Source organism: Haliea sp. E1-2-M8 (assembly GCF_030649675.1).
GTDB lineage: Bacteria > Pseudomonadota > Gammaproteobacteria > Pseudomonadales > Halieaceae > Haliea.
Genome location: NZ_JAUTDR010000004.1, coordinates 95630 through 109709 on the forward strand (window position 1 = coordinate 95630; position 14080 = coordinate 109709).

Consider the following 14080-nt stretch of genomic DNA (forward strand, 5'->3'; position numbering starts at 1 on the left):
TTCCCCAATGCCCGATCTGCAGCGCGTCTTTCTTGTCGGTCCCATGGGGGCCGGCAAAAGCACCATTGGCAAATTTCTGGCGCGCCATCTTGGGCTGGCGTTCGCCGACACTGACACCGAAATCGAAAATCGAACCGGCGCCGATATTCCCTGGATATTCGACGTCGAGGGTGAAGCCGGCTTCCGCGCGCGTGAACAACAGGTGGTGGAAGAGATGACCCGCATGGACCACATCGTCCTCGCCACCGGTGGCGGGGTAGTGATGCGGGCGGAAAACCGCCAGGCGCTGGGTTCGCGTGGCTTTGTGATCTACCTGCATGCCACGGTGGCGGAGCAGGCGCGCCGCACCCGCAATGACCGCAAGCGGCCACTGTTGCAGACTGGCAATCCCGAGCAGGTCCTGCGCGAACTGATGGCGCTGCGCGACCCCCTGTATCGTGAAATCGCCGATCACGTCATCGACACCGACGGCTGCAGCCCGCGCATCGTGGCGCAGCGCCTGCTGCAGGCGCTCGTCGTCAGTTAAAGACAAGGCCGGGAACTCGGCGCTAGAATAGCGCCTTTCGCAGCGGGGAGCCGTCAGTGTCTGTCATCATGCACACCCTCCATGTCGAACTGGGCGAGCGCAGCTACCCGGTGTATATCGGTCGCGACCTGTTCGCCGACGGCAGTGTTCTCGGGCGCCACGTCGGCGGCAGCGAGGTGGCAATAATCAGTAACGAGACGATCGCGCCGCTCTACGTGGCAAGAATTCGCCGCGCCCTGGGCGAGGGTCGACGCATCACCGAAATCGTGCTCCCGGACGGCGAGCAGTACAAAACCCTGAAATCGCTGGAGCATATCCTGGAGCGTCTGCTGCAGGAGCGCCACAGCCGCAGTACCACAATCATTGCGGTCGGTGGCGGCGTGGTTGGCGACATTGCCGGTTTTGCCGCGGCCTGCTACCAGCGCGGCGTGGGTTTCATTCAGGTGCCCACTACCCTGCTGGCACAGGTGGACTCCTCGGTTGGCGGCAAGACCGCGGTCAACCACCCCCTGGGCAAGAACATGATTGGCGCGTTTTACCAGCCCCGGGCGGTGCTGATAGATACCGATAGCCTGCACACCCTCCCCGCCCGGGAGTTGTCCGCCGGGTTGGCCGAGGTGATCAAGTATGGGCTTATCTGCGATCCTGAGTTTTACATCTGGCTACAGGCGTCCATGCCCCGGCTGCTGGCGCGTGAGGAGGGCGCTCTGGCCGAGGCGATCGAGCGCTCCTGCAGCAACAAGGCCCGGGTAGTCGCAGCCGACGAGCGCGAGGGTGGGCTGCGGGCCACTCTCAATCTGGGGCACACCTTCGGCCATGCGATTGAAACCGCCCAGGGCTATGGTAACTGGCTGCACGGCGAGGCGGTGGCGGTGGGAATGCTGCTGGCGTTACGACTGTCGGTTGTGCGGGGCTGGGTGGACGCCGCCGAAGTGCCCGTGCTGGAAGGGCTGCTCAGGCAGGCCCGTTTGCCCCTGCAGATTCCGGTAGGCATGACACCGGAAGTATTTCTGGACCTGATGGGACGCGACAAGAAGGTTGTCGACGGCCGCCTGCGGCTGGTGTTGCTGCGAGCGATCGGTGAGGCCCAGCTGGTGGATGACGTCAGCAGTGGGGAGTTGGAGGCGCTGCTCCGGGAGGCGGTAGAGCGCGCCAAAAGCGACTGCTGAGGCAGTTTGTTCCCAACAGTCCAACTGTGTAAAATGACCTCCCCTTTTTGCCTGAGCGCTGTCGAGGCGCGCGGCTGTTTGGTGTAACCGTCTGTTTTCTTTAATTATTTTGGACCCGGTATGAGTGCAGGACTGTATAGCCCTGAAGAAGTTCGTGACAACTGCGGCTTTGGCCTGATCGTCCACAGTGCGGGTGACGCCAGTCATCGACTGCTGCGGACAGCCATTGAGTCCCTGACCTGCATGACCCACCGCGGTGGTATAGCCGCCGATGGCAAGACTGGCGATGGCTGCGGCCTGTTGCTGCAGATGCCCGGGCCCTTTATGCGCACTCTTGCGCGCGAAACTTTTGCCACCGAGCTCGGTGACCAGTTCGCCGTGGGACAGATTTTCCTCAGCCCCGACGAGGAGCGGGCAGCTGCTGCCCGGGCAGCGATGGAGCGGGCGCTCACTGACCAGGGTCTCGAAGTCGTTGGCTGGCGGGTAGTGCCCACCGACAGCAGTGTCTGTGGCGAAATCGCCCTCGCCGCCTTGCCGCGTATCGAACAGGTGTTCGTGAGTGCACCGGACCTCACCCAGGACGAGCTGTCGACCCGGCTGTTTGTCAGCCGTCGCAACGCCGAGAACGCCAACCAGGCCGATCCCGAGTTCTACATCTGCAGTCTTTCCGGCCGGGTCATCGCCTACAAGGGCCTGGTGATGCCGGTGGACCTGCCGCGCTTCTACGCCGACCTGGGGGACGAGCGCCTGGAGACCGCGATCTGTGTGTTTCACCAGCGCTTTTCCACCAACACCATGCCCAAGTGGCCACTGGCCCAGCCGTTTCGCCTGCTGGCCCACAACGGTGAAATCAACACCATTGACGGCAACCGCAACTGGGCCGAGGCGCGCACGGCGCTGTTTGAAACCGACAAGCTGCCCAATATCCGTGACATCGCACCGCTGGTGAACCGCACCGGTTCCGATTCCTCCAGCCTCGACAACATGCTGGATGTGCTGCTGACCGGCGGCGTCGATATGCCGCGCGCCCTGCGCATGCTGATTCCACCGGCCTGGCAGAACATGGAGGACATGGATCCCGACCTGCGCGCCTTCTACGAATACCACTCCATGCACATGGAGCCCTGGGATGGTCCCGCGGGGATTGTCCTGACCGACGGCCGCTATGCGGTTTGCCTGCTGGATCGCAACGGCCTGCGTCCGGCCCGGTGGGTCAAGACCAAGGACGGGTTTATTACCCTGGCGTCGGAAGTGGGCACACACGGCTATCGCAGCGAGGACGTCATCGCCAAGGGCCGGGTCGGCCCGGGCCAGATCCTGATGGTTGATACCCAGACCGGTGAGCTGCTGCACACCAAAGACATCGACAACCGGCTCAAGAACCGCCATCCCTACAAGCGCTGGCTGAAGGAAAACGCGAGGCGGATAGAGGGGACTTTTGGCGGGGAGCAGGCGCCGGGCATTGAGCGCGACATGATCATGCCCTTCCAGAAGATGTTCCAGGTGACCTTCGAGGAGCGCGACCAGGTGCTGCGGCCCCTCGCCGAGTCCGGCAATGAAGCGGTTGGCTCGATGGGGGATGACACCCCCATGGCAGTGCTCTCGCGCCAGGAACGTCCCCTGTACGATTACTTCCGGCAGAAATTTGCCCAGGTCACCAACCCCGCCATCGATCCGCTGCGGGAGGCCATTGTGATGTCGCTGGAGACTGACCTCGGCGGCGAAAAGAATATTTTCCACGAGGGTCCCGAGCACGCGGACCGGGTGATCCTGAGTTCCCCGGTGCTGTCCCAGGGCAAGTTCAATACCCTGCTGGCGCTGGAGCGCCCCGGCTTCGAAGTGTGTGATATCGACGGCACCTACGACCCGGCGGCCATGAGCCTGCAGCAGGCCGTGGCCGCGCTGGTCCAAACTGCCGAGCAGGCGGTGCGCGACGGTTCCACCATTCTGGTTCTGTCGGACCGCAGCATCGCCCCGGGGCGTCTGCCGATTCACAGCCTGATTGCCACCGGTGCGGTGCACCACCACCTGATCAAGCAGGGCCTGCGCTGTGATGCCAACCTGTTGATAGAGACCGCCAGCGCCCGCGATTCCCATCAGGTTGCCTGTCTGCTGGGGTTTGGCGCCACCGCGATCTATCCTTACCTCGCCTACAGCGTGCTGGAAGACCTCATCCGCGATGGCGAACTGTTGGGTGAGCCCAGCAGCTGCTACAAGAATTACCGCAAGGGCATAAACAAGGGCCTGCTCAAGATCATGTCCAAGATGGGTATTTCTGCGGTCAGTTCCTACCGCGGCGCCCAGCTGTTCGAGGCCGTGGGGCTGGACCACGAGGTGGTGGACATGGCCTTTCGCGGCGTCGCTTCGCGCATCGAAGGCGCCGGCTTTGCCGAGCTGGAAGACGACCAGAAGCGTTTGGCCAGGCTGGCCTGGAATCCGCGCAAACCGCTGCCCCTGGGCGGACTGCTCAAGTATGTTCACGGCCAGGAATATCACGCCTTCAACCCGGATGTGGTCACCACCTTGCAGCAGGCGGTCGCGACCGGCGACTACGCTACCTACCAGCGCTATGCCGACCTGGTCAACAAGCGGCCCGTTGCCACCCTCCGCGACCTGCTGACGCCGGTGTTGGCGGAGCAGCCGCTGGCGCTGGACCAGGTGGAACCGATCGCGGACATCCTGCCGCGCTTCGACTCCGCGGGCATGTCTCTCGGCGCCCTGAGCCCGGAAGCTCACGAGGCCCTGGCGGCGGCGATGAACCGCCTCGGCGCGCGCTCCAATTCCGGTGAGGGCGGCGAAGACCCCGCCCGCTTTGGCACCGAACGCAGCTCCAAGATCAAGCAGATCGCCTCCGGCCGGTTCGGGGTCACGCCGCACTACCTGGTTAATGCCGAGGTTCTGCAGATCAAGGTTGCCCAGGGCGCCAAGCCCGGCGAGGGTGGCCAGCTGCCGGGGGGCAAGGTCAACGAACTGATCGCCCGCCTGCGCTACTCGGTGCCCGGCGTGACCCTGATTTCGCCGCCGCCGCATCACGATATCTACTCGATCGAGGATCTCGCGCAGCTGATTTTCGACCTCAAGCAGGTCAATCCGCAGGCGCTGGTGTCGGTGAAGCTGGTGTCGGAGCCGGGGGTTGGAACCATTGCCGCCGGCGTGGCCAAGGCCTACGCCGACCTGATCACCATCAGCGGCTACGATGGCGGCACCGCGGCCAGCCCGCTGACCTCCATCCGTTACGCGGGCTCGCCCTGGGAACTGGGGCTGGCCGAAGTGCAGCAGACCCTGCGCGGCAATGGCCTGCGCGGGGTTATCCGCCTGCAGACCGACGGCGGCCTCAAGACCGGCCTGGACGTGGTCAAGGCGGCCATTCTCGGTGCCGAGAGTTTCGGCTTCGGAACCGGCCCGATGGTGGCGCTGGGCTGCAAGTACCTGCGCATTTGCCACCTGAACAACTGCGCCACCGGGGTTGCGACCCAGAACGAGAAGCTGCGGGAAGACCATTTCAACGGCACTATCGAAATGGTGACCAACTTCTTCACCTTTATCGCCACCGAAACCCGGGAGTGGCTGGCCAGGCTGGGCGTACCGTCGCTGGAGGCGCTGATCGGGCGCACGGACCTGCTGGCCCGGCTGCCGGGGGAAACCGTCAAGCAGGAGCGGCTGGACCTGGCGCCACTGCTGTTCAAGCATGCCGACGCCGAGGGCCAGCCGGAGTTCTGTCAGGTGGCTGCCAACGAGCCCTTCGACCAGGGCGAGAAGGCCGAGGCCATGGTGGCGGCAATGCTGCCGGCGATCGAGGCGCGCAGCGGCGGGGAGTTCAGCTTCACTGTCACCAACTGTGATCGCTCCATCGGCGCCCGGCTCTCGGGGGAAATTGCACGCCGCTACGGCAACACGGACATGGAAAGCGATCCGGTGGTCGTGCGCCTCTGTGGCACCGCGGGGCAGAGTTTCGGGGTGTGGAATGCCGGCGGCCTGCACATGTATCTGGAAGGCGATTCCAACGATTACGTCGGCAAGGGCATGGCCGGTGGCAAACTGGTGGTCTACCCGGCAGGGAACGCCGAGTTCCGTTCCCAGGACACCGTGATCATAGGCAACACCTGCCTCTATGGAGCGACGGGCGGCCGCGTGTTTGCCGCCGGCATTGCCGGCGAGCGCTTTGCGGTGCGCAACAGCGGCGCCCATGCCGTGGTCGAGGGTGCCGGCGATCACTGCTGTGAATACATGACCGGCGGCACGGTCACCATATTGGGCCCGACCGGGGTCAACTTCGGTGCCGGCATGACCGGCGGATTTGCCTACGTGCTGGACCAGGATCGCTCGTTCATCGACAAGTACAACAGTGAACTGGTGGATATCCACCGGGTCAACTCCGAGTACATGGAGCCCTATCGCTACTACCTGCGCACCATGATCAGTGAGTTTGCCGCGGAGACGGGCTCGGCCTGGGGCGCCGAGTTGCTGGATAATTTCGAGGACTACGTGGGCAAGTTCTGGCTGGTCAAGCCCAAGGCTGCCGATTTCAACCAGCTGCTGTCGCGTCTGCGCAACACCGACTAGGTGCCGGGAGGCCCGAGCGTTTATGAGTAATCGTTTATCGAACAACTTCCAGTTTCTCGACGTCGGGCGCAACGACCCTGAGAAGAAGACCATCGCGGAGCGCAAGACCGAATACGTCGAGATCCATGAGTCTTTCAACGCTGATCAGGCGGCAGAGCAGTCGCATCGCTGTATCGAGTGCGGCAATCCCTATTGCGAGTGGAAGTGCCCGGTACACAACTTCATTCCCAACTGGCTCAAGCTGGTCAGTGAGGGCAATCTGTTCGAAGCTGCGGAACTCAGCCACCAGACCAACACCCTGCCCGAGGTCTGTGGCCGGGTGTGCCCCCAGGACCGGCTCTGCGAGGGTGCCTGCACCCTCAACGACGGCTTTGGCGCGGTCACCATCGGCGCCTCGGAGAAGTACATTACCGACACCGCGCTGGCCATGGGCTGGCGTCCGGACATGTCCAAAGTCGTGGCCACCGGCAAAAAGGTTGCCATTATCGGCGCCGGTCCCGCCGGGCTTGGCTGCGCCGATGTGCTGGTGCGCGCCGGGGTCAAACCGGTGGTATTCGACCGCTACCCGGAAATCGGTGGCCTGCTGACCTTCGGTATTCCCGAGTTCAAGCTGGAAAAGGAAGTAATGGTGCGGCGCCGGGAAGTCTTCGAGGGCATGGGTATCGAGTTCCAGCTCAATACCGAGGTCGGCAAGGACGTCAGCGTTGCCGAGTTGATGGAAGAGTACGATGCCCTGTTCCTGGGTATGGGCACCTACAAGCCCATGCGCGGCAATTTCCCCGGCGAGAATCTCCCGGGCGTGCACAAGGCCTTGCCCTACCTGATCGGCAACGTGAACCACAACCTCGGTTTTGAGCAGAACCCCAAGGCCTACGTCAACCTCAAGGGCAAGCGGGTGGTGGTACTCGGCGGCGGCGATACCGCGATGGACTGCGTGCGTACCGCGGTACGCCAGCAGGCCAGGCACGTGATCTGTGCCTACCGGCGCGACGAAGAAAACATGCCCGGTTCGCGCAAGGAAGTAGTCAACGCCCGCGAGGAGGGCGTGGAATTCCTGTTCAACCGCCAACCGGTGGAAATAGTGGAGTACTTCGGCCGCGCCTGTGGTGTGAAGATGGTCGAGACTGAACTCGGGGCTCCCGACGCCGGTGGCCGCCGCCGGCCCGAACCCATTCCCGGCAGTGAGAAGATCATGGAGGCGGATGCGGTGATTATTGCCTTTGGTTTCCAGCCGGATCCGCCCGAGTGGCTGCAGCAACTGGCGGTGGCCACCAACGACTGGGACGGGGTGGTCGCGCCCGAGGAGCAGGCCTTCCGCTTCCAGACATCCAATCCCAAAGTGTTCGCCGGTGGTGATATGGTGCGTGGCTCCGACCTGGTGGTGACCGCTATCTGGGAGGGCCGCCAGGCCGCCGAGGGCATACTTGATTTTCTCGAGGTCTGAGCAGCGAGGGCCGTACCAATAACCACAAGACTGGAGTCGCCGTGACTGAACTGAAGAATGACCGCTTGCTACGGGCCCTGCAGCGCCAGAGCGTTGATCGTACCCCCATCTGGATGATGCGCCAGGCGGGGCGTTACCTGCCCGAATACCGCGCGACCCGGGAGCAGGCGGGTTCCTTTCTCGACCTGTGCAAGAACGCTGACCTGGCCTGTGAAGTTACCATGCAGCCGCTGCGGCGGTATCCCATGGACGCGGCCATCCTGTTCAGCGATATCCTCACGGTGCCTGACGCCCTCGGGCTGGGCCTGTATTTCGAGGAAGGCGAAGGGCCGCGCTTCCGCAAGACTGTGCGCAGCGAGGCTGATCTCGCCGGCCTGCATCCGATCAAGGCGGCAGACGACCTCTCCTACGTCATGAATGCGGTGCGCACCATTCGCCGCGAACTGAATGGCCAGGTGCCGCTGATCGGTTTCTCCGGCAGCCCCTGGACCCTGGCCACCTACATGGTGGAAGGGGGTTCATCCAGGGACTTCAGCCAGGTCAAGAGCATGGCCTATGACCGCCCGGAGCTGATGCACCAATTGCTGGCACTGCTGGCGGATGCAGTGGCGGACTACCTCACCGAACAGGTCAATGCGGGGGCCCAGGCGCTGCAGATTTTCGATACCTGGGGCGGCTCCCTGAGCGCCGCGGGCTACAAGGAATTTTCCCTCAAGTATATGCAACGCATCATCAGCCGCCTGCCGACGGAAGCGGATGGCCGCAAGGTGCCGGTGATCGTGTTCACCAAGGGTGGTGGCCAGTGGCTGCCAGCGATTGCCGAATGCGGGGCGCAGGCGGTGGGCATCGACTGGACCACGGATATCTCCGTGGCCCGTGAACTGGTGGGTGAAAGGGTGGCCCTGCAGGGCAATATGGACCCGTCGATGCTGTTCGCCTCACCGGCCCGGATCCGGGAAGAGGTGGCGGCGATCCTGGCCGGCTATGGCCACGGCAGCGGGCATGTGTTCAATCTGGGCCACGGCATCACGCCCGGGGTGAATCCCGACCACGTGACGGCATTTGTCGACGCGGTGCAGGAGCTGTCGCCGCAGTACCACAGCGACTGACTACATCTGCTGCGCTTTCGTTTTCTGTTCCTCTTCCTCGCAGCAGAAGTGGTGGTCCATCTCCAGGGCGGGTGATTCGGAGGAGGGCCGCCCCACAATCCGGGCCGGAACTCCGGCCACGGTCGTATGCGGTGGCACCTCGTTCAGCACCACGCTGCCGGCGCCGACCTTGGCGCCATCGCCCACCCGGATATTTCCCAGAATCTTGGCGCCGGCACTGATCAATACGCCGTTGCCGATCTTCGGATGGCGGTCCCCGTCTTCCTTGCCGGTGCCACCCAGGGTAACGGACTGGAGGATGGAAACGTTATTGCCCACCACCGCAGTTTCACCGATCACCACCCCGGTGGCGTGGTCCAGCAAAATGCCGTGGCCCAGCTTTGCGGCAGGGTGAATATCGACCGCGAATTCGGCGGAGACACGGTTCTGGAAAAACAGCGCCAGTGAGCGACGGCCGCGCTGCCACAACCAGTGCGCCACGCGGTGGGTCTCCAGGGCATGGAATCCCTTGAAGTAGAGGAAGGGGATGTACAGCTCGTGGCAGGCGGAATCGCGATCCTCCACCGCCAGCAGGTCCGCGCGGATGGATTTGCGCAGGCAGGCATCGTCCCGGAAGGCTTCCAGAATCACTTCCCGCAGCAGCAGGGAGGAGGCCGTCGGGCTGTCCAGTTGGCTGGCGAGATGGAAGCTGAGCGCGCATTCCAGGTTGTTGTGGTTGAGGATGGTGGCGTGCAGGAAACTGGCGAGGATGGGCTCTTCCGCCGCATGCTGGGTGGTTTCCCGCACTATCCGGTCCCAGACCGGATCAGGTTTTTTCGGTGACATGTCAGTTCCTCTTGTTCGGGCGCTCACTGTAGCCTATCCGCCCCTGATACTGCCACAGCACCTGCCCGCTGTGCCGATACTTGTCCTCGAAGCGTGTCAGGGGCGGTGCCTCCGGCAGTTGCCGCACCAGCCCCCGGACCCCCGCAAGGTACATGGCGACCCCGAACTCCTCGACATACAACTTCCAGTTGGAGCGCAGCTCAACCCGGCCGCCCAGGGCGAGCAGGTCGCGAAAACCGGGGTGGCCGTGAATCCGGCGCTGCAGATGACGGGATTTGGGCCAGGGATTGGGATAGAGCAGGTAGTGATGGTCTACCTGCCTGCGGGCGGCGGCCAGTTGCTGCCAGAGCGGTTCGCATTCGGCCTGCAGCAGCAGGTAGTTGGCACCGGGTGCAGCGCTGTGCCTGTGCAAACGCTGCGCCGATCGGTCAATGCCGATCACCAAATGCTGCGGATGGCGGCTGGCCAGATGGGCGGTGCTCATGCCCGTGCCGCAGAATGAATCGAGTACCAGCGGCCGGTCGTCGGCCTGCAGCAGCGACAGCAGTTCGTCCCAGGCGGCCTGGTTGTGCGCCGCCAGGGGGCTGCGATGGGGGTGCTGCAGGTGGCGCAGCACGGTGCGCGCCAGCCTGGGGTGCAGCCCCGGCTGGTTGCTGGTCACTTGCCGCGATGAGGCTTGCACCTGGCGCCCGCTCCTGTAACAGTGGTGCGCGGCGCTTGAGCGGCGCCGCAGGGGCCGCCATGATAAATCCCCGTGCTCACCACAACCAGACTTCGGAAACCACCATGCACAAGGATCTGCGCCCCTACTGGCTGAAGAAGGCCTACCTGCGCTATCGCCGCTGGTATACGGATTACTTTCTGCGCCCCCGCTGCACCTATCTCGGCCCCTGGCATACGGTGATGAAGCCCTGGTACGTACACATCTCCGGAGCCAACATCCACATCGGCCGCTGCTTTACCGCCATTGGCGAGCCCATGCACAGGGTGGAAATCGGGGTCTGGGGCCGGGAGGAAGGGCAGGGTCGCATCCGCATTGGTGACGGTGTCCTGATGAGCCCCGGCTCCCGCATCAGCGCCAGCGACGAGATCGTGCTGGGTGACGGCGTGATGCTGGCCAATGGCGCCTATGTCACGGATTCCGACTGGCATACCCTGTACGATCGCACGGCCCGCGCAGCGGAACCGACACCGGTGCATATTGGCGATAACGTCTGGCTGGGGGACCATGCCACTGTGCTCAAAGGTGTGACCATCGGCGTCAACAGCGTGGTCGCAGCCCAGGCGGTCGTCAGCAAGGATGTTCCCGCCAACGTGGTGGTGGCCGGCAACCCGGCCCGGGTGGTCAAGGAGCTGGACCCGGAGCGGGGCTTTACCACACGCATGAGCCTGTTCGCCGATCCCGCGGGGGCGCAAGCGTTCTACGACGCCATCGATCGGGAAGTCCTGCAGCACAACAGCCTGCTGCGCTGGTTGTGGTCCCTGCTGTACCCGGCCTCCGCGGCCAGCCACGCAGAACGTGTCGATGTTTAGGAGGCAGGGTACTACAGTAACCGCAGCGGCTCTTCCTGCAGGGCGGACAGCTGTTCCCGCAGCTCCAGAACGTGGTTGGCCCAGTAGCGCTCGCTGTTGAACCAGGTGAAACTGCGGGGGAAAGCCGGGTCGTTCCAGCGCTTGGCCAGCCAGCCCGCGTAGTTGACCAGGCGCAGGGTGCGCAGTGATTCGATCCAGCGCAGCTGGCGCGGTTCGAAGTCAAAGAACTCGTTGTAGCCCTCCACCAGCTCCGCCAGCTGCAGCTCGCGTTCGTGGCGCTCGCCGCTCAAACACATCCACAGGTCCTGGATGGCGGGTGCCATGCAGCAGTCGTCGAGATCGACAAAGTGGGCGCAATTATCCCGCCAGAGAATGTTGCCCACATGGCAGTCGCCGTGAACCCGGATCAGGTCCGGCTCCCTTACCTTGCCATAAATGGCGGTGACCTCTGTCAGCAGGTCGCGGGTCAGGGTGCTGTAGGCGGGCTGTAGATCCCTGGGAATAAAGTTCTCGAGCAGGTAGTCCCGGTTCCGGGTCAGCATGTCTTCGATGTTGAGCGTGGGCCGGTGGCTGAAGCGGGCGCTGGCGCCGACCGCATGAATCCGGCCCAGGGTGCGGCCCAGCACCAGCAGGCTGTCCATGTTGTCCAGCTCCGGCGGGTAGCCGCCGCGGCGCGGGAACAGGGCGAAGCGGAACCCCTCGAAGCTGTGCAGGCTGTTGCCGTCGGCATCCACCAGCGGTGCTACCACGGAAATCTCGGCAGCCTGCAGTTCCAGGCTGAAGGCGTGTTCTTCCGCAATCTGTTCATCGAGCCAGCGGCCGGGGCGGTAGAACTTGGCGATCAGGGGCTCGCCGTCCTCGATGCCCACCTGGTAGACCCGGTTCTCGTAACTGTTGAGGGCCAGCAGGCGCGCATCACAGGGATACCCGGCGGACTCCACCGCATCGATGACCCGGTCCGGGGTCAGGCGATCATAAGGGTGCTCCGCGTGGTTCATTGCCGTGCTCCGGTCCTGGGGCCGCCTCGCCCTGTGCCGCGAACCCCGGCGGCATTGTATCAGCTACCCGGAGCCGGTGTACGAGCCAGACACCAGAGTTGGACGTCGGCGGCGCCGGCTGCTTTCAGTGCCCGTGCAATCGCGTCGGCGGTGGCGCCGGTAGTCATCACGTCATCGATCACCGCAACGCGCAGCCCGCGCACATCCCCGCGTACCCGGAAGGCTGTTTCCAGGTTGGAACTCCGCTGCTGCGCGTTGAGACTGGCCTGGGCGGGTGTCGCCCGCCGCCGTTGCAGAGTGTCCGTTCCCAGGGGCAGGGATGCCAGTTGCGGCTCCCGGGCGCGGATCGCCAGCCCCAGCAGTGCGGCCTGGTTGAAACCGCGCCAGAGCAGGCGCCGCCAGTGCAGGGGCACCGGCAGCAGCAGGTCGCGGTCCGTCGGCGGGACCACCCAGGCATGCCATAACAGTGCCAGCAACCGGGTCAGGCGGCGTTCCCGCTGGAACTTCCAGCGCGAAATCAGCAGGGCGATATGCGGCTCATAGACCAGCGGTGCGATGACGCTGTCAAAGGCCGGGGGCTGGGCGATGCACTGGCTGCACAATCCGTCTGCAGCTGTCGCCAGAGGCAGGGCGCAGCGCTGACAGGCATGTTCGTTACCCTGCAACTGGGTGAAGCAGTCCGCACACAGGGGCAGGGGGCTGCAACTGCGCAGCCGACACAGCAGGCAGTACTGGGGAAATACCGCCTCGAGCAGGGAGTTTGCAATCTTGTTAACCCTCATGGCGCCCCCGGGTTGACAGTGGCCGGTGTGGACTTATCATGTGAGCACACTTTTCGCCGAGATTACGCCATGACCGCCCCCGCCCCTGCCGACATTCGCCACGACTGGTCCCGCGGGGAAATCGAGGCGCTGTACGCCCTCCCCTTCAACGATTTGCTGTTTCGCGCCCAGAGTGTTCACCGGGCCTATTTTGACCCGAATGAAGTTCAGGTCAGCACACTGCTTTCCATCAAAACCGGCGCCTGCCCCGAGGACTGCGCCTACTGCCCTCAAAGCAATCGCTACGACACCGGGCTGGAAGCGGAAAAGCTGATGGAGGTGGAAAAGGTTCTGGAACAGGCTCGCGCCGCGCTTGACAGCGGAGCCACCCGCTTCTGCATGGGCGCCGCCTGGCGCTCGCCCAAGCAGCGCGACATGCCCTACGTGGTGGCCATGGTGAAGGGAGTGCGCGAGTTGGGGCTGGAGAGCTGCATGACCCTGGGCATGCTCACCGACGCCCAGGCCAAGGAGTTGGCGGATGCCGGGCTGGACTATTACAACCACAATCTGGACACCTCGCCGGAATACTACGGCGAGGTCATTACCACCCGGACCTACAAGGACCGCCTCGACACCCTGTCCCACGTCCGTGACGCGGGCATGAAAATCTGCAGCGGCGGCATCGTCGGCATGGGTGAGACCCAGCGCGACCGGGCCGGACTGTTGCAGCAGCTGGCCAACCTGCCCGAGCACCCGGAGAGCGTGCCGATCAACATGCTGGTGCGGGTGGAGGGTACGCCACTGGCGGACGAGGCCGACCTGGACCCCTTCGACTTTATCCGCACCATCGCCGTGGCCCGTATCCTGATGCCGGCCTCCCATGTGCGGCTGTCCGCCGGGCGCGAGGAGATGAACGAGCAGATGCACGCCCTGGCCTATTTTGCCGGCGCCAACTCCATCTTCTACGGCGAAAAATTGCTGACCACCCCGAACCCGCAGGCGAACAAGGACATGACCCTGTTCAGCCGGCTGGGGATCCGTCCCGAGCAGCGCCAGGTGACGCAGCCCCCTGCCGTTTCCACGCCCCAGTTCTACGACGCCGCCGCGGCGCAGGGGGCGGAGACCCACCCGGCCCGCCAGGCGGCGCACTAG

General features: G+C 64.1%; 11 protein-coding genes. 7 read left to right on the top strand and 4 right to left on the bottom strand.

The genetic code is table 11. The features are described 5' to 3' along the window. Positions 1–7 precede the first annotated feature (7 nt). From aroK to hemE, 5 genes are all read left to right on the top strand, one after another. Positions 8–526, top strand: a complete 519-nt coding sequence (gene aroK / locus Q6D67_RS04630) for a shikimate kinase AroK (RefSeq protein WP_304704412.1) — start codon at positions 8–10, stop codon at positions 524–526. Positions 527–594: 68 nt separating this feature from the next. Next, complete coding sequence (aroB, locus tag Q6D67_RS04635; RefSeq protein WP_304704544.1) at positions 595–1695, top strand: 3-dehydroquinate synthase; 1101 nt, start codon at positions 595–597, stop codon at positions 1693–1695. 120 nt (positions 1696–1815) lie between these two features. After that, on the top strand, positions 1816–6258 hold the full coding sequence (gene gltB, locus Q6D67_RS04640) for a glutamate synthase large subunit (RefSeq protein WP_304704413.1): 4443 nt from the start codon (positions 1816–1818) through the stop codon (positions 6256–6258). 22 nt (positions 6259–6280) lie between these two features. Further along, a complete protein-coding gene (locus Q6D67_RS04645; RefSeq protein ID WP_304704414.1) occupies positions 6281–7702 on the top strand; it encodes an FAD-dependent oxidoreductase in 1422 nt (473 codons plus the stop codon). Between the two features lie 41 nt (positions 7703–7743). Then, positions 7744–8811 (top strand): uroporphyrinogen decarboxylase, encoded by a 1068-nt coding sequence (gene hemE / locus Q6D67_RS04650; protein WP_304704415.1) that lies wholly within the window; start codon positions 7744–7746, stop codon positions 8809–8811. Here hemE and cysE read toward each other — a convergent pair whose 3' ends face one another. Then, a complete protein-coding gene (gene cysE, locus Q6D67_RS04655; protein ID WP_304704416.1) occupies positions 8812–9636 on the bottom strand; it encodes a serine O-acetyltransferase in 825 nt (274 codons plus the stop codon). It lies immediately after the preceding gene. Position 9637: 1 nt separating this feature from the next. Further along, positions 9638–10318, bottom strand: a complete 681-nt coding sequence (locus tag Q6D67_RS04660; protein WP_304704417.1) for a tRNA (guanosine(46)-N(7))-methyltransferase TrmB — start codon at positions 10316–10318, stop codon at positions 9638–9640. Positions 10319–10377: 59 nt separating this feature from the next. On the opposite strand from Q6D67_RS04660, the gene Q6D67_RS04665 reads away from it, so the two are divergent. Continuing rightward, on the top strand, positions 10378–11169 hold the full coding sequence (locus Q6D67_RS04665) for a DapH/DapD/GlmU-related protein (protein ID WP_370551920.1): 792 nt from the start codon (positions 10378–10380) through the stop codon (positions 11167–11169). Positions 11170–11180: 11 nt separating this feature from the next. On the opposite strand, the gene Q6D67_RS04670 is transcribed toward Q6D67_RS04665, so the two are convergent. Beyond that, positions 11181–12167: a serine/threonine protein kinase gene (locus Q6D67_RS04670; RefSeq protein ID WP_304704418.1), complete on the bottom strand. Its 987-nt coding sequence runs from the start codon at positions 12165–12167 to the stop codon at positions 11181–11183. Positions 12168–12226: 59 nt separating this feature from the next. Next, positions 12227–12949, bottom strand: coding sequence for a ComF family protein (locus Q6D67_RS04675; RefSeq protein ID WP_304704419.1), 723 nt, complete (start codon positions 12947–12949; stop codon positions 12227–12229). Between the two features lie 69 nt (positions 12950–13018). Between Q6D67_RS04675 and bioB the strand changes: the two genes are divergently transcribed. Continuing rightward, the gene (gene bioB, locus Q6D67_RS04680; RefSeq protein WP_304704420.1) at positions 13019–14080 is read left to right on the top strand and encodes a biotin synthase BioB; all 1062 of its coding nucleotides are present in this window, start codon (positions 13019–13021) and stop codon (positions 14078–14080) included.

Bases quoted from the DNA above. Each gene is read 5' to 3' on its own strand.
- aroK (WP_304704412.1), top strand. From the start codon at position 8: ATGCCCGATCTGCAGCGCGTCTTTCTTGTCGGTCCCATGGGGGCCGGC.
- aroB (WP_304704544.1), top strand. From the start codon at position 595: ATGCACACCCTCCATGTCGAACTGGGCGAGCGCAGCTACCCGGTGTAT.
- gltB (WP_304704413.1), top strand. From the start codon at position 1,816: ATGAGTGCAGGACTGTATAGCCCTGAAGAAGTTCGTGACAACTGCGGC.
- Q6D67_RS04645 (WP_304704414.1), top strand. From the start codon at position 6,281: ATGAGTAATCGTTTATCGAACAACTTCCAGTTTCTCGACGTCGGGCGC.
- cysE (WP_304704416.1), bottom strand. From the start codon at position 9,636: ATGTCACCGAAAAAACCTGATCCGGTCTGGGACCGGATAGTGCGGGAA.
- Q6D67_RS04665 (WP_370551920.1), top strand. From the start codon at position 10,378: ATGATAAATCCCCGTGCTCACCACAACCAGACTTCGGAAACCACCATG.
- Q6D67_RS04670 (WP_304704418.1), bottom strand. From the start codon at position 12,167: ATGAACCACGCGGAGCACCCTTATGATCGCCTGACCCCGGACCGGGTC.
- Q6D67_RS04675 (WP_304704419.1), bottom strand. From the start codon at position 12,949: ATGAGGGTTAACAAGATTGCAAACTCCCTGCTCGAGGCGGTATTTCCC.
- bioB (WP_304704420.1), top strand. From the start codon at position 13,019: ATGACCGCCCCCGCCCCTGCCGACATTCGCCACGACTGGTCCCGCGGG.